Source organism: Xanthomonas sp. JAI131 (assembly GCF_013410075.1).
Lineage (GTDB): Bacteria > Pseudomonadota > Gammaproteobacteria > Xanthomonadales > Xanthomonadaceae > Xanthomonas_A > Xanthomonas_A bonasiae.
Genome location: NZ_JACCCN010000002.1, coordinates 954,908 through 976,394, shown reverse-complemented (window position 1 = coordinate 976,394; position 21,487 = coordinate 954,908). Strand labels below are relative to the sequence as shown.

General features: G+C 71.1%; 15 protein-coding genes. 5 read left to right on the top strand and 10 right to left on the bottom strand.

The annotated features are described in order from the left end of the window. The first annotated feature begins 16 nt into the window (after nucleotides 1-16). A complete protein-coding gene (locus tag HDC36_RS10855) occupies nucleotides 17-1,390 on the top strand; it encodes an ATP-binding protein (protein ID WP_179568017.1) in 1,374 nt (457 codons plus the stop codon). Nucleotides 1,391-1,522: 132 nt separating this feature from the next. Then, nucleotides 1,523-4,540 carry a ligand-binding sensor domain-containing diguanylate cyclase gene (locus HDC36_RS10850; RefSeq protein WP_179567088.1) on the top strand — a complete coding sequence of 1,006 codons (3,018 nt, stop codon included), beginning with the start codon at nucleotides 1,523-1,525 and terminating at the stop codon, nucleotides 4,538-4,540. A gap of 187 nt (nucleotides 4,541-4,727) precedes the next feature. On the opposite strand, the gene leuB is transcribed toward HDC36_RS10850, so the two are convergent. From leuB to ilvC, 9 genes are all read right to left on the bottom strand, one after another. Then, nucleotides 4,728-5,819 carry a 3-isopropylmalate dehydrogenase gene (leuB, locus tag HDC36_RS10845; protein ID WP_179567081.1) on the bottom strand — a complete coding sequence of 364 codons (1,092 nt, stop codon included), beginning with the start codon at nucleotides 5,817-5,819 and terminating at the stop codon, nucleotides 4,728-4,730. Continuing rightward, nucleotides 5,809-6,387, bottom strand: coding sequence for a 3-isopropylmalate dehydratase small subunit (gene leuD, locus HDC36_RS10840; RefSeq protein WP_179567079.1), 579 nt, complete (start codon nucleotides 6,385-6,387; stop codon nucleotides 5,809-5,811). Before leuD ends, leuB begins: the two co-directional genes overlap by 11 nt. Continuing rightward, nucleotides 6,387-6,569 (bottom strand): hypothetical protein, encoded by a 183-nt coding sequence (locus tag HDC36_RS10835; RefSeq protein WP_179567077.1) that lies wholly within the window; start codon nucleotides 6,567-6,569, stop codon nucleotides 6,387-6,389. The genes leuD and HDC36_RS10835 overlap by 1 nt, the downstream gene beginning before the upstream one ends. After that, entirely contained in the window at nucleotides 6,569-7,984 is a 1,416-nt protein-coding gene (leuC, locus tag HDC36_RS10830) for a 3-isopropylmalate dehydratase large subunit (protein WP_179567075.1), read from the bottom strand. Before leuC ends, HDC36_RS10835 begins: the two co-directional genes overlap by 1 nt. Before the next feature lie 84 nt (nucleotides 7,985-8,068). After that, complete coding sequence (locus tag HDC36_RS10825) at nucleotides 8,069-9,628, bottom strand: 2-isopropylmalate synthase (protein WP_179567073.1); 1,560 nt, start codon at nucleotides 9,626-9,628, stop codon at nucleotides 8,069-8,071. After that, nucleotides 9,625-10,731, bottom strand: a complete 1,107-nt coding sequence (locus tag HDC36_RS10820) for a threonine dehydratase (protein ID WP_179568015.1) — start codon at nucleotides 10,729-10,731, stop codon at nucleotides 9,625-9,627. The genes HDC36_RS10825 and HDC36_RS10820 overlap by 4 nt, the downstream gene beginning before the upstream one ends. 195 nt (nucleotides 10,732-10,926) lie before the next feature. Next, nucleotides 10,927-11,175: an ACT domain-containing protein gene (locus HDC36_RS10815; RefSeq protein ID WP_179567071.1), complete on the bottom strand. Its 249-nt coding sequence runs from the start codon at nucleotides 11,173-11,175 to the stop codon at nucleotides 10,927-10,929. Then, the gene (gene ilvG, locus HDC36_RS10810; RefSeq protein WP_179567069.1) at nucleotides 11,159-12,880 is read right to left on the bottom strand and encodes an acetolactate synthase 2 catalytic subunit; all 1,722 of its coding nucleotides are present in this window, start codon (nucleotides 12,878-12,880) and stop codon (nucleotides 11,159-11,161) included. Before ilvG ends, HDC36_RS10815 begins: the two co-directional genes overlap by 17 nt. A 43-nt stretch (nucleotides 12,881-12,923) precedes the next feature. Beyond that, entirely contained in the window at nucleotides 12,924-13,934 is a 1,011-nt protein-coding gene (gene ilvC / locus HDC36_RS10805) for a ketol-acid reductoisomerase (protein WP_179567067.1), read from the bottom strand. 522 nt (nucleotides 13,935-14,456) lie between these two features. On the opposite strand from ilvC, the gene HDC36_RS10800 reads away from it, so the two are divergent. The 3 genes from HDC36_RS10800 to ggt all read left to right on the top strand — a co-directional run bounded on the left by HDC36_RS10800 (nucleotide 14,457) and on the right by ggt (nucleotide 19,691). Next, nucleotides 14,457-15,092, top strand: a complete 636-nt coding sequence (locus HDC36_RS10800; protein ID WP_179567065.1) for an ECF-type sigma factor — start codon at nucleotides 14,457-14,459, stop codon at nucleotides 15,090-15,092. After that, nucleotides 15,089-17,839, top strand: coding sequence for a serine/threonine-protein kinase (locus HDC36_RS10795; RefSeq protein WP_179567063.1), 2,751 nt, complete (start codon nucleotides 15,089-15,091; stop codon nucleotides 17,837-17,839). Before HDC36_RS10800 ends, HDC36_RS10795 begins: the two co-directional genes overlap by 4 nt. A gap of 136 nt (nucleotides 17,840-17,975) precedes the next feature. Continuing rightward, nucleotides 17,976-19,691 (top strand): gamma-glutamyltransferase, encoded by a 1,716-nt coding sequence (ggt, locus tag HDC36_RS10790; protein ID WP_255432681.1) that lies wholly within the window; start codon nucleotides 17,976-17,978, stop codon nucleotides 19,689-19,691. Nucleotides 19,692-19,773: 82 nt separating this feature from the next. On the opposite strand, the gene HDC36_RS10785 is transcribed toward ggt, so the two are convergent. Beyond that, nucleotides 19,774-21,351 carry a BCCT family transporter gene (locus HDC36_RS10785; RefSeq protein ID WP_179567061.1) on the bottom strand — a complete coding sequence of 526 codons (1,578 nt, stop codon included), beginning with the start codon at nucleotides 21,349-21,351 and terminating at the stop codon, nucleotides 19,774-19,776. Between the last annotated feature and the right edge of the window lie 136 nt (nucleotides 21,352-21,487).

Genomic DNA, 21,487 nt, shown 5'->3' with positions numbered 1-21,487 from the left:
TTCGATGCGGCGGATGCTGCTGAGCGGTCTGCTCGGGGTGGTGACCCTGGTGTTCGCGGTGGCCGCATTGCTCAGCTACCGCGCCGGCCTGCAGGAGGCGGGCGAGATGTTCGATGCCAAGTTGGTGCAGTCCTCGCGGGTGCTGATGAGCCTGGTCGACGAACCGCTGGGCGAGCTGACCCGGCTCGGCCCGGCCGGCGAGCCGATCGTGATCCGCGGCTGGCACGGGCAGGCGCAGGGCGTGGGCGAGGCGCTGGCGTTCCGCACCGGCCATGCCTACGAAAGCAAGCTGGCGTTCCAGGTCCGCGACGACCGCGGCCACCTGCTGCTGCGCTCGGACAGCGGCCCGACCCGGCAGTTGGCCCCGCTGGTCGCCGGCTACGCCGATGTGACCCTGGATGGCCGCCGCTGGCGCACCTTCAGCCTGCACTCGGCGGGCGGGCGCTGGTTCCAGACCGGCGAGCAGGCCGACATCCGCCGCGAACTGGCCGAAGACATCGCATTGGGCACGGCCTTGCCGCTGCTGTTGGCGCTGCCGGTGCTGGCGCTGCTGGTGTGGGCGGTGGTGAACTGGGCCAGCCGCGCCTTGAGCCGGGTCTCGCAGGCGATCGGCGAGCGCGACCCGCAGCGGCTGGAACCGTTGCCGCTGCATGGCGTGCCGCGCGAGATCCATGGGCTGGTGGTGGCGGTCAACGACCTGATGCGGCGCCTGGAGGCCGCGCTGGCGCGCGAGCGCCGCTTCATCGCCGATGCCGCGCACGAACTGCGTACCCCGATCGCCGCGCTGAAGGTGCACGCCGACAATCTGGGCCAGGCCCGCGACGCCGCCGAACGCGACGAATCGCAGCGGCACCTGGACGCCAGCGTGCGCCGGGTGGAGCGGCTGGTCGCGCAGTTGCTGACGCTCAGCCGGGTCGAACCGGGCGCCGCCGAGCCCACGCAGGGGCGGCTGGCGCTGGACGGCCTGGTCGCGCTGCAGGTGGACGATGCGCAGCCGCTGGCGGCGCGGCGCCAGCAGCGGCTGCGGATGCTGTGCAACGACCCGGTCATGCTGCTCGGCAACGAGGCGGGCCTGTCCGCGCTGGTGCGCAATCTGATCGACAACGCGCTGCGCTACGCACCGCCGGGCGGGCAGGTGGAAGTCGCCCTGCGTGGCGACCATGCCTGCGCCTGGTTCACGGTCGAGGATTCCGGCCCCGGTGTCGCCGAGGCGGCGCGCGAGCGCGTGTTCGAGCGCTTCCACCGCGAACTCGGCAGCGGCGTGGAGGGCAGCGGACTGGGCCTGGCGATCGCGCGCGAGGTGGTGAACGCGCACGGCGGCGACATCGCGCTCGATACCTCGCCGACCCTGGGCGGGCTGCGGGTCAGCGTGCGCCTGCCGTTGCGCTGAGTGGTGTGGCGGGACGGCTGCCGTTCGGCAATGTGAGGAACGTCCTGACATCGGCGGCGAACATGTAGTGATAAATTGGCTTCTCGTGCGGTTTGGAAACCGCGTGCTGCCGAGGGCATGATTCGGGAAGCAATGGAGCAGGGGGACCGGCGTCACACTACCATCGGCAGCGCACCTGCGCTGCGCCGACGCCTGCGCGGGCGCATCGGTTTGTTCCTGATGCTGCTGTGCGCCTGCTGCGCGGCAGGTGCCGCCGTGGCCCAGGCAACGCGGCCGGTGACCGCGGGCAGCATCACCGACCGGCCGACGGTGGTGCGCTGGACGATGGACGAAGGCCTGCCGCACAACCTAGTGCATGCGCTGGCGCAGGACCGCGACGGCCTGCTGTGGATCGGCACCTGGGAAGGCGTGGCGCGCTTCGATGGCCGCGCCTTCACCGTGTTCGACCGGCAGAACACGCCGGGCATGGAGATGTCCGGCGTGTTCGCGATCGTGCCCGAACGCGACGGCGGGGTGCTGGTCGGTACCGCCTACGACGGCGTATTCCGCTATGCCGGCGGCGCCTGGGAGCACCTGGGCGATGCGCGTGCGCAGCGGCTGCAGGTGGCGTCGATGCTGCGCGACCGCGACGGTGTGCTGTGGGTCGGCAGCGAGGACGGCCTGTTCCGGATCGAGGCCGATGGCCGCCTGACCGCGGCCGGTGCCGCCGCCGGGCTGCCGAAGACCCGGATCGCCGCGCTGCTGCAGCAGACCGATGGCAGCGTGCTGGTCGGCACCGCGCAGGGGCTGTTCCGCCTCGACCCGGCCACCGGCCGTGCGCGGCGTTGGGGGCGGACGGAGGCGATGCGCACGGCGCCGGTACGGCGGCTGAGCCGCGACCGCGACGGCGGGCTGCTGGTCGCCGGCGACGCCGGCGTGTTCTGGCTGCACGCCGACGGCGCGCTGCAGTGGTTGCGCCAGGGCCAGCGCGTGGATGCCGCGTTGCAGGATCGCCAGGGCCAGTTGTGGATGAGCCTGTCCAGCGGCCAGTTGCTGCGGCGCCCGTCGAGCGGGGTCAGCGAGGAGATGTTGTCGATCTCCGGCGTGGTCAGCCCGGCGCTGATCGAGGACCGCGAAGGCCTGATCTGGGCCGGCAGCACCGACGGCCTGTTCCGCATCGCCGTGGGCGATGCCGGCGGCCTGACCCGGCACGACGGCCTCGGCGGCGACTACGTGCGCGTAGTGCAGCAGAGCGCCGATGGCGCGGTCTGGATCGGCCATGCCGCCGGCCTCGATCGCTGGCAGCACGGCCGCATCGCCACGTTGCGCATCGCCGCCGCCGGCCGCGATCCGTCGGTGCTGGCGCTGGCCGCGGCCAACGACGGCGGCATGTGGGTCGGTACCTACAACCAGGGAGTGCTGTTGCTGGCGCCCGACGGTGCGGTCCGGCAACGGCTCGGCACCGAGGCCGGCATCCCGCAGGGCATGGTGCGGGCGCTGTTGCAGGATGCGGACGGCGGGCTGTGGGTCGGCGGCAACGCCGGCCTGGCCTATCGCAACCGTGGCCGCACCCGCCTGTACACCCTGGCCGACGGGCTGCCGGCGCTGCAGGTGCAGGCGCTGTACCGCGATCGCGCCGGCGTGCTGTGGATCGGCACCAGCGACGGCATCGCGGCGCTGTCGGCCGACGGCACGCTGCGCCGCTGGCCCGCCGGCGCCGCGTTCCCCGCGCACAACGCGTTCGATTTCCTGGAGGACGCCGACGGCGCGCTGTGGATCGCCAGCGACCGCGGCCTGCTGCGGTTGCGCGACGGCCGCTTCCGCACCTACGACCATCGCGTCGGGTTGCCGCGCGACAAGCTGTTCCGGGTCATCGACGATGGCCAGGGCCATCTGTGGGTGACCAGCAACCAGGGCGTGTTCCGCATCGCCCGCGACAGCATCGCGCAACTGGATGCCGGCCGCCGCACGCAGTTGGCGGTGGACGTGGTGGATCGCAGCGACGGCATGCCCGGCAGCCAGGGCAACGGCAGCAGCGCGCCGGCCGGCTGGCTGAGCCGCGACGGCACCTTGCTGATCCCGACCTCCGCCGGCCTGGCGCTGATCGACCCGGCGCTGCCCAGCCGGCATTCGCTGCGCGCACCGGCGGTGGTGATCGAGCGGTTGCAGGTCGATGGCCGCGAGCAGCCGCTGCGCGCCGACTACCGCTTGCCCGGCAGCGTCGGCCGGCTCAGCGTCGACTACGCCGGCTTGAGCTTCCGCTCGCCGGACAAGGTGCGCTACCGCTATCGCCTGCATGGCTTCGACCGGCAGTGGATCGAGGCGGGCAGCAACGAGGAGGCGGTCTATACCAACCTGCCGCCTGGCGACTACCGGCTGGAAGTGCAGGCGACCACCAATGCGATGGACTGGTCGCGCAGCGATCTGGTGGGGCGCGCCTCGCTGCAGCTGGACGTGGTGCCGCCGTTCTGGCAGCGCGGTCCGTTCGTGGTGATCGCGGCGATCGCGTTCAGCGGCCTGCTGCTGTGGTGGTACCGCGGCCGCAGCCATCGCTACCTGCGCCGCCAGCGCCGGCTCAATCGCATCATCGCCGAGCGTACCCACGAACTGCGCGCGAAGAACCTGGCGCTGAAGCTGGCCGATTTCGAACGCGAGGAACTGGTGCGCAAGCTCGCCTACCAGGCCGGCCACGACGCGCTGACCGGCCTGCCGAACCGGCGCACGGCCGATCCGCACCTGACCGCGGCGCTGGAGCACGCGCGGGCCACGCAATCGCCGCTGTGCGTGGCGTTGCTGGACATCGACAACTTCAAGCGGATCAACGACAGCTACGGCCACGAGATCGGCGACGAAGTGCTGCGCCGGGTCGGCGAGGTGCTGCGCGCCACGCTGGGCGAACACGCCTTCGCCGCGCGCCACGGCGGCGAGGAGTTCCTGCTGGTGTTGCCGGGCCTGGACCGCGAACAGGCGCGGGCGCGGCTGGACGACCTGCGCCACCGCGTCGCCGCGATCGTGGTCCACGATGTCGATGGGCGCACGGTGCAGTGCACGGCCAGCGTCGGTTTCGCCTGTGTCAGCCCGGCGCTGCAGAGCCGGCGCGAATTGCTGGTGCTGGCCGACCAGCGCCTGTACCAGGCCAAGCACGAAGGCCGCGACCGGGTGGTCGGCTAGGGCGTAAAGCGCAGGTGCACCCTTGTAGGAGCCGCTTCAGCCGCGACACACAGCACGGCGAGCCTGCGGCGCGGAATCCTGTCGGGGCTGAAGCCCCTCCGACAGGAGAGATCCGCGCCGCCCGATGTGAGCGTTCGGCCGCTGCCTATCCGCGCAGTGGCCGAACGCAGTTACCAATCCCCAATCCCTACTCCCGAATCTCGGCTTCCACCGACCCATGCGCCTGCAACTGCTCCACCACCGCGCGCGCGGCCGCATTGGTGGAAATGCCATGGCCCGGGGCGGCGAGGTCGGCGGTGAAGGCGTGCGCGTTGAGCGCGGCGTCCACCGCCTGCTCGATCGCCTCGGCTTCGGCGTTCAGGCCCAGCGAATGGCGCAGCAGCAGCGCGGCGCTGAGGATGGTGGCGTAGGGATTGGCGATGCCCTTGCCGGCGATGTCCGGAGCCGAGCCGTGGATCGGCTCGTACAGGCCGATTTTGCCTTCGCCCAGCGACGCCGACGGCAGCAGGCCCAGCGAACCGGCGAGCATCGACGCCTCGTCGGTGAGGATGTCGCCGAACATGTTCTCGGTGACGATCACGTCGTACTCGCGCGGCTTGGCCAGCAGGTGCATGGCCATCGAGTCGACCAGCTGGTGCTCCAGGCGCACGTCCGGGAATTCGTCGCGGCCGATGCGCGTGGCCACGTCGCGCCACAGCCGCGAGGTCTCCAGCACGTTGGCCTTGTCCACCGAGGTGACGTGATTGCGGCGCTGCTGGGCCAGGCGGAACGCGCTGCGCAGGACCCGCTCGATCTCCTCGACGCTGTAGCGGCACAGGTCGCTGGCGTCGGTGGCGGTGCGGGTCTTGTCGCCGAAATAGATGCCGCCGGTCAGCTCGCGCACCACCACGATGTCCACGCCGGTGAGCAGGTGCGGCTTGATTGGCGAGGCGTCCAGCGCCGCCGGATGCGGCTTGACCGGGCGCAGGTTGGCGAACAGGCCCAGGCCGCGGCGGATCGCCAGCAGGCCCTGTTCGGGGCGGATCTTGGCGTTGGGATCGGACCACTTCGGCCCGCCGACCGCGCCCAGCAGCACCGCGTCGGCCTGCTGGCAGGCGGCCAGCGTCGCCGCCGGCAGCGGTTCGCCGTGGCGGTCGATGGCGATGCCGCCGATGTCGTGCTCGTGGAATTCGAAGGTGTGCTGGTAGCGGCGGGCGATGGTGCGCAGCACCGAGACCGCGGCGGCGGCGACTTCGGGGCCGATGCCGTCGCCGGGCAGGACGACGATGTCAGCGTGCATGGGTGGCCTCGTACTGTTCGATGGCGGGTTGGCGCAGCAGCAGGTAGCCGAGTTCGTCGACGCCTTCGAGCAGGCAGGTCTGCGAGAACTCGTCGAGCGGGAACGGATAGACGCGGCCGTCGGGCGTGCGCAGTTCGCGCGCGGCCACGTCCACGGTCAGCGCGTCGTCCGGGCGCTGCATCAGGGTCTGCACGTCGGCCTCGTCCAGCACGATCGGCAGCAGTCCGTTCTTGAGGCTGTTGTTGCGGAAGATGTCGGCGATCTCGCTGCTGACGATGGCGCGCAGGCCCAGGTCGGTCAGCGCCCACGGCGCATGTTCGCGCGAGGAGCCGCAGCCGAAGTTGCGCCCGGCCAGCAGGATCTGGCGGCCGGCGTTGTGCGGCTGGTTGAACGCGAACTCCGGGTTCGGCGTGCCGTCGGCCTGCCAGCGCCAGTCGTTGAACGCGTTGCGGCCGAGGCCGGCGCGCTCGGTGGTGGACAGGAACCGCGCCGGGATGATCTGGTCGGTGTCGATGTTGGTCTGGCGCAGCACCACGCTGGCCGAGGTGAGGGCGGCGAATCCGGCCATCAGCAGGTCTCCTGGGACACGGTGGCGGGAGCGGCGACGGCCGCGTCGGGCAGCGATGCCGGCGGCAGCGCCGGCGTGGGGACGTGCGGCGGCAACAGCGGCTTGCCGCGATGCGCGAAGGCGCGGGTGGTGGCGGCGACGAAGGTCAGCGTGGCCGCGAACGCGGCGATGTGCGGCACCATCACGCGACCTCCGCGAACAGCGTGCGCGGGTCGCTGACCTTGCCGTTCACCGCGGCCCAGGCCGCGGTCATCGGCGACGCCAGCAAGGTGCGCGAGCCGGGACCCTGGCGGCCTTCGAAATTGCGGTTGCTGGTGCTCACCGCCAGTTGCCCCGGCGCGACCAGGTCGCCGTTCATGGCGATGCACATCGAGCAGCCGGATTCGCGCCACTCGGCGCCGGCGGCGCGCACCACCTCGTGGATGCCCTCGGCCTCGGCCTGGCGCTTGACGATCTCCGAGCCCGGCACCACCAGCATGCGCACGTTCGGCGCGACGCGGCGGCCGCGCAGCACCTGCGCCACTTCGCGCATGTCGCTGAGCCGGCCGTTGGTGCACGAGCCGACGAACACCACGTCCACCGGGGTGCCGATCAGCGCGTGGCCGGATTCGAAATGCATGTAGTCCAGGCCCTTCTGCGCGGCCGCGTCCTGCGCCGCCGGAATCGGCACGTCCACCGCGATCGCGGTGCCCGGGTGGGTGCCCCAGGTCAGGGTCGGGCGGATGTCGCGCGCGTCGATGCGCACGTCCACGTCGAAGCGCGCGCCCGGATCGCTGCGCAGCTGCGACCAGCGCTGCACCGCGGCGTCGAACTCCGCGCCCTTCGGACCGCGCGGGGTGTTCGCCATCCAGTCGAAGGTGACCTGGTCCGGCGCGACCATGCCGGCGCGCGCGCCGGCCTCGATCGACATGTTGCACAGGGTCATGCGCTGCTCCATGTCCATCGCCTCGATGGTGGAGCCGCGGTACTCGAGCACGTGGCCGGTGCCGCCGTTGACCCCGATCACGCCGATGATGTGCAGGATCACGTCCTTGGCGCCGACGCCCGGCGCCAGCGGCCCGTCGACGGTGATCGACATGGTCTTGGCCTTGCGCTGCAGCAGGCATTGCGTGGCCAGCACGTAGCCGACCTCGCTGGTGCCGATGCCGAACGCCAATGCCCCGAAAGCGCCATGCGTGGAGGTGTGGCTGTCGCCGCAGACGATGGTCATGCCGGGCTGGGTGAAGCCCTGCTCGGGCGCGATCACGTGCACGATGCCGCGATTGTCCGAGGCCATGTCGAACAGCTCGATGCCGTAGTCGGCGCAGTTGCGCGCGAGCATGTCCACCTGCGCCTCGGAGGCCTTGGTGTAGTACGGCAGCTTGCCGTCGGCGCCGCGCGGCAGGGTCGGCGTGGAATGGTCCATCGTCGCCTTGGTGCGGTCGGGACGGCGCGGCTTCAGGCCGCGCGCCTTCAGTTCGGTGAACGCCTGCGGCGAGGTCACCTCGTGGATCAGGTGCAGGTCGATGTACAGCACCGCCGGGGCGGTGCCGCTTTCGGGGACGACGACATGCGCGTCCCACAGTTTGTCGTACAGGGTGCGGGGGGTCGAAGACATTACGGGACTACCTGGCAGGGACGCTGGGCAAGGATGGGGAGCGGTGAGAAGGGTGCATCGCGACGATGACGCTGGCGTGGCCGCTCAGGCGGCCGCCGTCGCGGCGCCGGCATGCGTGCCCTGGCGCTGGCGCAGCACGCGGTTGGCCACGTCCAGCCAGGCCAGCGCGCTGGCCTCGATGATGTCGCGGCTGGTGCCGCTGCCGTCGTATTCGGTCTCGCCGTGGCGCACGCTGAGGTTGGCCTCGCCGCGCGCGTCGGCGCCGATGCCGACGCTGTGCACCTGGTAGCTGTCCAGGGTCAGCTGCACGCCGGTGGCCGCGGCCAGCGCGGCGAACAGCGCATCCACCGGGCCGTCGCCTTCGGCGCGCTCGCTGACCCGCTGGCCATCCGGATCGGACAGCTCGACCTGCGCGCTGGCGCGCTGGCCGCGGTCGCTGACGGTCATCGACGACAGCCGGTAGCCCTGGCTTTCCGGCGCGTCCTGCATCATCGCCTGCAGGTCGGCGTCGTTGACCACGCGCTGCTGCTCGCACAGCGCCTTGAACGCCTCGAACGCCAGGTTCAGTTCGGCCTCTTCCAGCACGTAGCCCAGCGCGCGCAGGCGCTGCTCGACCGCGGCGCGGCCGCTGTGGCGGCCCAGCACCATCTGCGAGGACTCCCAGCCCACGTCTTCCGGACGCATGATCTCGTAGGTGCCGCGGTGGCGCAGCATGCCGTGCTGGTGGATGCCCGACTCGTGGGCGAAGGCGTTGCCGCCGACGATCGCCTTGTTGCGCTGTACCGGCATGCCGACCAGCCGCTGCAGCAGCTGCGAGCTGGCGACGATGCGCTGGGTGTTGATCGCGGTGTCGATCTCGTAGAACGCGTTGCGCACCTTCAGCGCCATCGCGATCTCTTCCAGCGCGCAGTTGCCGGCGCGCTCGCCGATGCCGTTGATGGTGCATTCCACCTGCCGCGCGCCGCCTTCCACCGCGGCCAGCGAGTTGGCCACGGCCAGGCCCAGGTCGTTGTGGCAGTGGGTGCTGAAGATCACCCGCTCGGCGCCGGGCACGCTGGCGATCAGTCGCGCGAACATGCCGCGGATCTCTTCCGGGGTGGTGAAGCCGACCGTGTCGGGCAGGTTGATGGTGGTGGCGCCGGCGGCGATCGCCACTGCGGTCACTTCGGCCAGGAAGTCTTCCTCGGTACGGGTGGCGTCCTCGGCCGAGAACTCCACGTCGTCCACGTACTGGCGCGCCAGCGACACGTGCTTGCGCACCGACTCCAGCACCTGCTCGCGGCTCATCCGCAGCTTGTGCTCGCGGTGCAGCGGGCTGGTCGACAGGAACACGTGCAGGCGCGGCTTGGCCGCCGCCTCCAGCGCGCGCGCGGAGGTCTCGATGTCGGTGGCCAGGCAGCGCGACAGCACCGCCAGGGTCGGCTCGCGCAGTTCGCGGCCGATCAGCGCCATCGCCTCGCGGTCGGACTGCGAACTGGCCGGGAAGCCGGTCTCGATGACGTCCACGCCCAGCTCGGCCAGGGCGCGCGCCATGACCAGCTTCTGCGGCGGGGTCATGCTGCAGCCGGGGGATTGCTCGCCGTCGCGCAGGGTGGTGTCAAAAATGCGGATGCGGGGGGTCTGGGAAGAAGGAGAAGTGTTCACCAGATGGTTTCCTCTACGGCGGCGGTGGCTGGCGGATGGGAGAGCGAAGACGCGGGGCGAGCGGGAGCGGGCGGGGCGGCGGCACGTTGGTTGCGAAGTCGCTCGGCATTGCGGCGGCGCGGCTTGCGTGGTGCGCGCGGGCGCACCTCCGACAGCAGCGTCGCCAGCACGCCGGCGTCGATGTTGCCACCGGACACCACCGCGCATTTGCGCTTGCCGGAGACGCGGCGGCCGGCCGCCAGGGCCAGCGCGCCGGCGCCCTCGGCGATGACGTGCTCCTCCAGCGCCAGGCGGACCAGCGTTTCGCGCAGTTCCGCCTCGCGCACGATCACCACGTCGTCGAGCAGGCTGGCGCACAGCCGGCGGGTGATGAACCCGGGGATTTTAACCTTGACGCCGTCGGCCAGGGTGGGCACCGGGTCGATCGCGCGGATATCGCCGCGGATCGCCCGCGCCATGGAGTCCACGCCCTCGACCTGCGCGCCGACGATGCGCACGCCCTGCGAGCGCAGCGCCAGGGCCACGCCGGAGGCCAGGCCGCCGCCGCCGATCGGCACGATGACCACGTCCGGGGCGTGCGCGGCCAACTCGATGCCGACCGTGCCCTGGCCGGCGATCACGTCCGGGTCGTCGAACGCGGACAGGAAGCGGTAGCCGTTCTGCTCGGCCAGTTCGCGGGCGAAGGCGTAGGCCTCGTCGTAGCTGTCGCCATGCTGGCGCACGGTGGCGCCCCAGTGGGCGACGCCGGCGATCTTGGTCTGCGGCGCGCCGTGCGGCATCACCGTGATCGCCTGCACGCCCAGCCGGTGCGCGGCCCAGGCCACGCCCTGCGCATGGTTGCCGGCCGAGGCGCAGATGATGGTGCGCTCGTCGCCGCGCTCCAGCCCGGCCAGCAGCGCATTCAGCGCGCCGCGCACCTTGTAGGAGCCGGTGCGCTGCAGGTTCTCCAGCTTCAGCCACACGCCGAAACGCTCGGCGTAGTGCACCGGCGTCGGCGGCAGGTAGCGGCGCAGCCGCGCCTGCGCGGCCAGCACGTCGGCGACGCTGACCGCTACGTCGCCTACGTCGGGTTCCTGCGGGGCGGGGCGGCCGGTGTCAGGCATGAAGGGGCCGGGATTGGGGATTGGGGAGTAGGGATTCGACATGCGAATCCTGTGCCCGAAGAAGCGACCTCCCTGGAAGAAGACTCCTCCGCATCGGCGCCCGGCCCTGCCGCGCAGCCGGCATGAAGCCCGAAACCACGGAGCTGCCAGCGCAGCCTCCGAATCCCGAATCCCCAATCCCGAATCCCGGCTTCATCATGGCACCACGTCCAACGCAGTCACCCGTACCGACTCGCAGTCGTACACCTTCTCCATCTGCAGGCGCAGGCTCTCGCCGGGGCGGGTACCGTCCACCACCATCTGCAGGTGCCAGCGGCCGGCATCGTCGGCCACCGGCGCGCCGCTGATCGACAGCGGCGCGAAGCCGCGCCGTTCGGCCATGCCGATCGCGCGCAGCAGCGCGCCTTCGGCCGGCTTCAGCACCAGGTCAAGCTGGTATCGCATGGGGGATCTCCTGGCGCTGGGTCGCGGGGTTGCTCTCCAGCATGGTGCTGTTGGCGGTGTTCGGCGGCACCAGCGGCCACACGTTGGCGCGCGCGTCGATGGCCACGTGCAGCAGCGCCGGACCCGGCTGCGCCAGCAGCTCGGCCAGCCCGTCCTCGACCTGGCCGCGCGCGGTGATGCGCTTGGCCGGGATGCCGAACACCTGCGCCAGCGCGGCGAAGTCCGGGTTGTCGGACAGGTCGATCTCGCTGTAGCGCTCGGCGAAGAACAGCTCCTGCCACTGCCGCACCATGCCCAGCGAACTGTTGTCCAGCAGCACGATCTTCACCGGTAGCTTGCAGCGCGCGATGGTCACCAGCTCCTGCACGTTCATCATGAAACTGCCGTCGCCGCTGACCAGCACCACGGTGCGGTCGGGGCAGGCGAACTGCGCGCCCATCGCCGCCGGCAGGCCGAAGCCCATCGTGCCCAGCGCGCCGCTGGTCAGGTGGTTGCGCGGATGGTTGAAGCGGCAATGCTGGGCCACCCACATCTGGTGCTGGCCGACGTCGCAGGCGATCACGGTGTCGGCCGGCGCCAGCTCGCTCAGCCGCTTCAGCAGGCCGGGCGCGTAGATGTCGTCGCCCGGCGCGTCGTAGCGTGCGCCGAACTTCTCGCGATGGCCGATGCAGCGCGCGTGCCACGCCTCGCAAGTGCTGGTCGCCGCGCTCAGCGCGCGCAGCGCCTCGGCCACGTCGCCGGGCACGGCGATGTCGGCATGGCGCAGCTTGGAGATCTCGCAGGCGTCGGCGTCCAGATGGATGACCCGCGCGAACGGGGCGAACTCGGCCAGCTTGCCGGTGGCGCGGTCGTCGAAGCGCGCGCCGACCACGATCAGCAGGTCCGACTCCTGCACCGCCATGTTGGCGGCGCGGGTGCCGTGCATGCCGAGCATGCCCAGGTAGTGCGGATGCCCATGCGGCAGCGCGCCCAGCCCGCGCAGGGTCAGCACGGTCGGAATGCGGGTGGTGTCGACGAACTGGCGGAACGCGTCCACCGCATTGGCCAGGGCGATGCCGCCGCCGCCGTAGATCACCGGCTTGTCGGCGCCGGCGATCGCCGCCAGCGCTTCGGCCAGGGCCGCAGCGTGCGGCGCCGGCGGTGCCGGCACCGCGGCCGGCACGTGGTCGGGCAAGTGCGAGGCGTCGCCCAACTGCACGTCCTTGGGCAGATCGATCAGCACCGGTCCCGGACGCCCCTCGCGGGCGATGCGGAACGCGTCGCGCACCACCTGCGGCAGGTCGTCCACGCGGCGCACCAGGAAGCTGTGCTTGACGATCGGCAGGGTCAGCCCGAACACGTCCAGTTCCTGGAACGCGTCGGTGCCCAGCAGCGGCGTGGCGACCTGCCCGGTCAGGCAGATCATCGGCACCGAGTCCAGCATCGCATCGGCGATGCCGGTGACCAGGTTGGAGGCGCCCGGGCCGGACGTGGCGACGCAGACCCCGACCCGCCCGCTGGCGCGGGCGTAGCCGTTGGCGGCCAGCGCCGCGCCCTGCTCGTGGCGGACCAGGATGTGCTTGAGCTGGCTGTCTACCAGCGCGTCGTAGAACGGCATGATGGTGCCGCCCGGATAGCCGAACAGCGTGTCCACGCCTTCGGCTTCCAGGGCCTGCGTCAGCCAGCGCGCGCCGTTGCGGGGCGTGCCGTGAGCGGAGGAGTTCATACGGTGGCGACCTTTCGGTGGAAGCGGGTGGGGGAGCCGCGGGTTACGCGGCTTGGCCTGTCGCGGCCGGCTTGGCGGCAGCAGCGGCGTCGCCGTTCAGCCAGACCATCTTGGCGCGCAGTTGCTTGCCGACCACTTCGATCGGGTGCTCCAGGTCGGCCTGCTTGAACTTGTTGTAGTTCGGCAGCCCGGCTTCGTACTCGGCGACCCAGTTCTTGGTGAAGGTGCCGTTCTGGATGTCGGTCAGCACGTCGCGCATGCGCTCCTTGGTGGCCGCGTCGATGACCCGCGGGCCGCTGACGTAGTCGCCGTACTGCGCGGTCTCGGAGACGAACTCCAGCATGCGGGTGATGCCGCCTTCGTAGAACAGGTCCACGATCAGCTTCAGTTCGTGCAGCACTTCGTAGTAGGCGATTTCCGGCTGGTAGCCGGCTTCCACCAGCACTTCGAAGCCGGCCTGGACCAGCGACGAGGCGCCGCCGCACAGCACCGCCTGCTCGCCGAACAGATCGGTCTCGGTCTCTTCCTTGAAGGTGGTCTTGATCAGGTTGGCGCGCGCGCCGCCCAGGCCGGCGGCGTACTCGAGCGCGAACTGCTCGGCCTTGCCGCTCTTGTCCTGGTACACCGCCCAGATGCACGGCACGCCGCGGCCGATCTCGTACTCGCGGCGCACCAGCGCGCCCGGGCCCTTCGGCGCGACCAGCACCACGTCCAGGTCGGCGCGCGGCTTGATCATGTCGAAATGCACGTTCAGGCCGTGCGCGAACAGCAGGCAGGCGCCCTGCTTCATGTTCGGCGCCAGCACCTCGTCGTACAGCTTCTTCTGCACCATGTCCGGGGTCAGCACCGCGACCAGGTCGGCGTCCTTGACCGCCTCGGCGGGGCTCTTCACCACGAAGCCGTCGGCCTGCGCCTTGGCTTCGGTCGGGCCGCCCGCGCGCAGGCCGACGGTGACATCGAAGCCGGACTCGCGCAGGTTCAGCGCGTGCGCGCGACCCTGGCTGCCGTAACCGACGATGGCGATCTTGGTGGTGGGCTGGGCGGAACTGGTCATGGGGCGAATGTCCTCGGAACGGTGTGGGTAGGAAGGGAACGTGTGTTTCGCGGTTACTAAAATGAAAAACCCCGCGCCGTTGCCGGTGCGGGGTCTGATCGAATCCAGGCTGCTTGTCGCTTACACGCCGGTTCGTCCCGCACTTGTGGGCGAGGTAATAAGCACGAGTACGAGGAGCGACGCGGCGGCGTCCGCGCGCAGCGGGGCGGGCAGGCGGGTCGGCTTCGGGCTGGTGTGGCGATGCAACATGCAGCGAGATAAACATGGCCTTTGCGGGGCTGTCAACCCTGCCGCCGGCGCGCAACCGCGAATGTGCCGAAAGCCGCACCAACACAGCATCGTTACGCCTGAAACGGTGCGCCGGCGCAGTGCGCGCGCGGCCGATTGCGCGGAAAATCGGCGCGTCCCGGGCCTGCCACGCGGCGTCAACAGGCGGCCGCCCTCCTGCGGTAATCTGGCGCGGCTGCCACGGCCCGGCCGTTGCCGACCACCTTCAATCACTCCCGTTCGACGATCCGGCGCATGCATTCCGAATCTCTTCCCGTGGCGGTCGCTCCGCGCAAGGCCTCCGCGTCGGCCGTGGCCGAGAGCGAGCAGGTCACCAGGCTGCTGCAGCGCTGGCGCAGCGGCGACGCGCAGGCCGAAGCGCAATTGCTGGAACTGGTCTATGCCGCGCTGCGCGAGATGGCTGCCGCGCGCATGGCGGCGCGCCAGGGCGACGCCTTGCTGCAGCCGACCGCGCTGGTCCACGAAGCCTTGCTGCGCATGCTCGACGCCGACGTGGAGTACCGCGACCGGGTGCATTTCTTCGCCCTGGCCTCGCTGAAGATGCGCGCGGTGCTGGTCGACTACGCGCGCGCCAACCTGGCCGCCAAGCGCGGCGGCGGGGCGATGATGATGACCCTGTCGCATGCCGACCGCGACGGCGCCGCGCCCAGCGAGGAATACCAGGTGCTGGCCCTGCACCAGTCGCTGCAGCGCTTCGCCGGTTTCGACCCGCGCGCGGCGCATGCGGTGGAGCTGGCCTATTTCGGCGGCATGACCCATGACGAGATCGCCTGCCTGCTGGAGGTGTCGGTGCCGACCGTCGAGCGCGACCTGCGCATCGCCCGCGCCTGGCTCAAGCGCGAACTCAGCGCCGATCCGGGCCGCCCATGAGCGAGGACCGCTGGCAACAGGTGCGCCAGCTGTTCGAATCGGTCTGCGACCTGCCGCCGGCGCAGTGGCAGCCGACCCTGGAGCGGCTCAGCCAGGATCCGGCGCTGGTGCAGGAGGCGCTGGCCCTGCTCGCCGCGCAGACCGTGCAGCTGCAGCAGTTGGCCGCGCCGTTGCGGGCGCTGGCCGGACGCATGGCCGCGCCGGAACTGGGCGTGGGCGACCGGCTCGGCCCGTGGCGGCTGACCCGCTTCCTGGCCAGCGGCGGCATGGGCAGCGTGTTCGTCGCCGAGCGCGCGGACGAGCAGTATCAGCAGCAGGTGGCGGTGAAACTGCTGCGTGGCCTGCCCGACGCGCTGACCGCGCAGCGGCTGGCCGCCGAACGGCAGATCCTGGCCAGCCTGCAGCATCCCAATATCGCGCGCCTGTACGACGGCGGCGCCACCCCGAGCGGGCAGCCGTACCTGGTGATGGAGTACGTCGACGGCATCGCCCTGGACCGCTATCTGCAAGAGCAGGCGCCGGACCTGCCGGCGCGGCTGCAGCTGTTCCTGCGCATCTGTCGCGCGGTGCAGGCGGCGCACCAGCGCCTGGTGCTGCATTGCGACCTGAAGCCGGGCAACGTGCTGGTGCGCGCCGACGGCGAGCCGGTGCTGCTGGACTTCGGCATCGCCCGGCTGCAGGACGCGGCCGACGGCGCCGAGCGCGGCCGCTTCTGCACGCCGCCCTACGCCAGCCCGGAACTGCTGGCCGGGCAGCCGGTGGGCGTGGCCGGCGACGTCTACAGCCTGGGCGTGATGCTGATCGAAGTGCTGTCCGGGCAGCGCCTGCCGGCACAGACCGGGGCCGGCGCGGCGTGTCCGCGGCCCAGCGCGCTGGCGCGGCTTCCTGCCTTGCGCCGGCGCCTGCGCGGCGATCTCGACGCGATCGCGGCCAAGGCCTGCGCGCAGGATCCGGCGCAGCGCTATGCCAACGTCGCCGAACTGGCCGCCGATCTGCAGCGCCATCTCGGCCACCGCCCGGTGCAGGCGCGCCGCGGCGGCCGCCGCTATGCGCTGGCCCGCCTGCTGCGCCGGCGCTGGCGCGAAAGCGCGGTGGCCGCGGCGGTGCTGCTGCTCAGCGCCGGCTTCATGTGGCGCCTGCTGGAGACCCGCGCGCAGGCGCAGCGCGAGGCGGCGATCGCGCAGCAGGTCAGCCAGTTCATGACCGACGCGTTCGATGCCGCCGACCCGCGCAGCCGCGGCGCGCAGGGCACCGCGACGATCAGCGCGCAGCAGGTATTGGACCGCTCCGCCGCGCAGCTCGACCGGGGCCTGGCGCAATCGCCGGCGGTGCGCGCGCGGCTGCGGGCCACGCTCGGCCGCGCCTACCTGAACCTGGGCCAGGAAGCGCGTGCCGAGGCGTTGCTGCGCCAGGCCGCGCGCGAACTGCGCAGCCCCCAGGTGGACGAACCGGCGTCGGCATCGCAGGCGCTCAGCGACCTGGCGGTGCTGCTGTACAACCAGGATCATGGCGATGCGGCGCTGGCCGCGGCGACCGAGGCGCTGCGCCTGGCCGAACGCAGCGAAGCGCGCGACCCCCTGGCCAAGGCGACCAATGCGTTGGGCCTGGCCTTGAGCCGTGTCGGCCGCGCCGACGAGGCGGTGGCGATGCTGCAGCGTTCGCTGGCGCTGCGCATGCAGCCGGGGGTGAAGACCGACGGCGGCCCGTCGACGGCAATGCACAACCTCGGCCAGGTGTTCAAGGCCAAGGGCGACCAGGCGCAGGCCGAGCAGTGGTACCGGCGCGCGCTGGCGCTGAAGGAACGCGAATTCGGCGTGCGCAGCGTCGACTACCTGCACAGCGCCGAAGGCCTGGCGAAGGCGCTGGCCGCGCGTGGCGCCTTGCCCGAGGCGAGCGCGCTGATGCAGCGCAACCTGGAGCTGGCGCGCGCGCTGTACGGCGCGCACAGTCCGCTGCTGGCCGATGCGGAAAACGAACTGGCGTCGGTGTACCAGGATGCCGGCGATTTCGCCGCCGCACGCACGCACTATCTGCAGGCGCTGGCGATGCTGCCGGCGCTGGGCCTGGCGCAAAGCGTCGACCATGCGCGCTATCTCAACAACCTGGCCACGCTCGAGGAATCGCGCGGCGACCTGGCGGCGGCCGAAGACCTGTATCGGCAGTCCTGGCAGATCCGCCGCCAGCGTCTGGACGCGGACGATCCGATGACGCTCAACGCCGAAGGCAACCTCGGCCGCATGCTGATGCGCCAGGACCGGCTGGGCGAGGCCGAGCCGCTGCTGCGGCATGCCTACGCGGGCATGGCGCGGCTGTATCCCGCCGATCATCCGCGGCAACTGGTGCAGCGCCTGAGCCAGGTGGAGCTGCGCATGCGCCGCGGCGAGCTGGCGCGCGCGCAACGCGAACTGGACGCGCTGCGGCCGGCGGCCGGCTGGCCATCGACGCAGCTGCAGCGGCGCCGCGACATGTTGGCCGCGGAACTGGCGCAGCGCGCCGGCGACCGCGCCGCGGCGCTGCGCGGCTGGGAACGGGTGGTGCAGGCGAACCAGGCCGAACTGGGCAGCGCGGCGGTGCCCACCGCGATGGCGCGGGTGTCGCTGGCCGAAGCCCTGCTCGCCGTGGAGCGGCGCGACGAAGCGCGTGCGCAGCTGCAACAGGCGCGTCCGGTGCTGGTCGCGCAGCTGGCGCCGCAGGCCGAGTTGCTGCGGCGGCTGGACGCCGGGCAACAGACGCTGGCGCTGCGCTGAGCGGGCGCGCGGCGCACGCAGCGCCGATACGTGCGCGGTCGCAGGCGCTCCCGTCGAGAGGGCGGATACGCCGCCGCAGCTGCGCGCGCGGCTCCGCTCGGGTAGGGTGGCGCGGTATCCGCTGTGGGGAATGCGCATGTCCGTTTCGAAGTTTTCCGTGGCATGCCTGGCGCTCGCGCTGGGCCTGCCGTCGCTGGCCGCTGCGGCCGACCGCGTCACCGGCCAGGCGTTCGCCACGCGCTCGGAAGTGATCGCGCCGCACGCGATGGCCGCCACCTCGCAGCCGCTGGCCACGCAGATCGCGCTGGACACGATGAAGGCCGGCGGTTCGGCGGTGGATGCGGCGATCGCCGCCAACGCCGCGCTCGGACTGATGGAGCCGACCGGCAACGGCGTCGGCGGCGACCTGTTCGCGATCGTGTGGGATCCGAAGACCCACAAGCTCTACGGCTACAACGGTTCGGGCCGTTCGCCCAAATCGCTGACCCTGGCCGAGTTCCAGCGGCGCGGCTTGAAGGACATTCCGCCGACCGGGCCGCTGCCGGTGTCGGTGCCGGGCGCGGTGGACGGCTGGTTCGCGCTGCACGAGCGCTTCGGACGCCGGCCGATGGCGCAGAACCTGGCGCCGGCGATCCGCTACGCCCGCGAGGGCCACCCGGTGGCCGAGACGATCGCCTATTACTGGGACCGCTCGGTGCCGCGGCTGTCGCAGTATCCCGGCTTCAAGGAACAGTTCACCATCGACGGCCATGCGCCGCGCAAGGGCGAGCTGTGGAAGAACCCGAACCTGGCCAATACGCTGCAGCAGATCGCCGACGGCGGCCGCGACGCGTTCTACAAGGGGCCGATCGCGCGCACCATCGATGCCTATTTCAAGGCCAACGGCGGCTTCCTGAGCTACGACGACCTGGCCAGCCACCACGGCGAATGGGTCGAGCCGGTCAGCAGCAACTATCGCGGCTACGACGTGTGGGAACTGCCGCCCAACAGCCAGGGCATCGCCGCGCTGCAGATGCTCAACATCCTGGAGGGCTACGACTTCTCCAAGATCCCGTTCGGCTCGGCCGAGCACATCCACCTGTTCGCCGAGGCCAAGAAACTGGCCTTCGCCGACCGCGCGCGCTTCTACGCCGATCCGGCGTTCCAGCCGGCGCCGCTGGCCAAGCTGATCTCCAAGGACTACGCCGCGCAGCGCCGTGCGCTGATCTCGATGGACAAGGCCCTGAAGGAAGTGCAGCCGGGCACGCCGAAACAGTTGGAGGAAGGCGACACCATCTACCTGACCGTGGCCGATGCCGACGGCATGATGGTGTCGCTGATCCAGTCCAACTACCGCGGCATGGGCAGCGGCATGGCGCCGCCGGGGCTGGGCTTCATCCTGCAGGACCGCGGCGAGATGTTCGTGCTCAAGAAGGACCATCCCAACGGCTACGCGCCGGGCAAGCGCCCGTTCCAGACCATCATCCCGGCGTTCGTGACCAAGGACGGCAAGCCGTGGCTCAGCTTCGGCGTGATGGGCGGGGCGATGCAGCCGCAAGGGCATGTGCAGATCATGATGAACCTGATCGATTTCCACATGAACCTGCAGGAAGCCGGCGATGCGCCGCGGATCCAGCACGAAGGGTCGACCGAACCGACCGGGCAGGCCACGGCGATGAGCGACGGCGGCGAACTGAATCTGGAAACCGGGTTTTCCTACGACGCGATCCGCGCGCTGATGCGCAAGGGCCACCGCGTGATCTTCGCCGACGGCCCGTACGGCGGCTACCAGGCGATCGCGCGCGACCCGGTCAGCGGCGTGTACTACGGCGCCTCGGAAAGCCGCAAGGACGGGCAGGCCGCAGGCTACTGAGCCTGCGCCGCGGCAGTGCCGCGGCCCGCTCGTATGCGGTAGCCGGCGCGCTGCGGCGCTGCGCGCGCCGGCGCCGGCGCGCTCACTCCTGCGCTTGCGCGCCGCGCACCTCGGTGCGGGTCTGCTCCTGCGCGGCCTGTTCGCGCGCGATCCATGCCTCGATCATGTGCCTGGCGCGTCGCGCGCGGCGGCGTTCCCGGGTGTGCTCGGCGTCCAGCACGCGGTAGAGCGAAACGATCACCAGCACCATCAGCAGCGCGAACGGCAGCGCGGCGATGGTGATCATGCCCTGCAGCGCGTCCAGGCCGCCGGCCAGCAACAGGACCGCCGCGATCAGCGCCACCGCCACGCCCCAGACCAGCTTGCGCGCCAGCGGCGGGTCGCCGGCCTCGTCGGTGGACATGCTGGCCAGTACGAGTACCGCCGAGTCGGCCGAGCTGACGAAGAAGATCATCAGCAACAGCAAGGCCAGGCCGGACAGCAGCAGCGACCCCGGCAGGCTGTCGAACAGGGTGAACAGCACCGTTTCGTAGCCGTTGCCCAGCGCCTGCAGCATGTCGACGTGGCCGAACAGCTGCGACCACAGCGCGGTGCCGCCGAACACCGAGAACCATACGAAGCCGAGCAGAGTGGGAGCCAGCACCACGCCCACCACGAACTCGCGGATGCTGCGTCCGCGCGACACGCGGGCGATGAACGCGCCGACGAACGGCGCCCAGGCGATCCACCAGGCCCAGTAGAAAATGGTCCATTCGGCCACCCACTTGCTGCCGGAGAACGGCGACATGCGCAGGCTCATCGTCACCAGCTGGTTGAGATAGGAACCCAGCGTGGTGGTGAAGGTGTCGAAGATGAAGCCGGTCGGGCCGAGCACCAGCACCGCGGCCAGCAGCAGCGCGGCCAGCGCCAGGTTGAAGTTGGACAGCCACTTGATGCCGCGCTCCACGCCGCTGGCGGTGGAGGCCATGTACAGCACGAAGGCCACGGCGATGATGGCCATCTGCACGGGGATGCTCGCCTGCATGCCGAACACGCGGTGCAGGCCGGCGGCGATCTGGATCGTGCCGAAGCCCAGCGTGGTGGCGACGCCGATCGCGGTGGCCACCACCGCGGCGATGTTCACCGCCTGCCCGATCCAGCCGCGATGATGGCGGCCGATGACCGGCTGCAGCATGTCGCTGACCAGCCCGCGGCCGTTGCGGTTGTACTGGAACCAGGCCATCGCCAGGCCGATCAGCGCATAGATCGCCCAGGGATGCAGGCCCCAGTGGAAGAACGCGTAGCGCATCGACGCGCGCGCCGCCTCCATGCTTTGCGGCGGCAAGCCTTCCGGCGGCTTGAGGAAGTGCGAGATCGGCTCGGCCGCACCCCAGAACACCAGGCCGATGCCCATGCCGGCGGCGAACAGCATCGACAGCCAGCTGGCGCGGGAGAAGTCCGGCTCGGCATCCTCGCCGCCGATGCGCAGATGGCCGAAGCGGCCGAAGGCCAGATACAGCATGAAGGCCAGGGTCAGGAACACCACCAGCAGGTACATCCAGCCGGCGCCGCGGATGACCTGGAGCAGCGTCGCTTGCACCACGTCGTTGAACGGGCCGGGCGCGATGCCCGCGATCAGCACCAGCAAGGCCACCAGCGCGATGGAAATACGGAACACCATGGAGCAGCGTCTCCGGGCAAGGGGTCGAGGGGGAGCGCGCCGGCCTTGCAGCGATGCGCAAGGGCAGGCGGCACGCGGCGGTTGCCGGTCCGGAATCGCTGCAGCGGCAGCGAAGCGGCGGTCACTAACGAGGCCG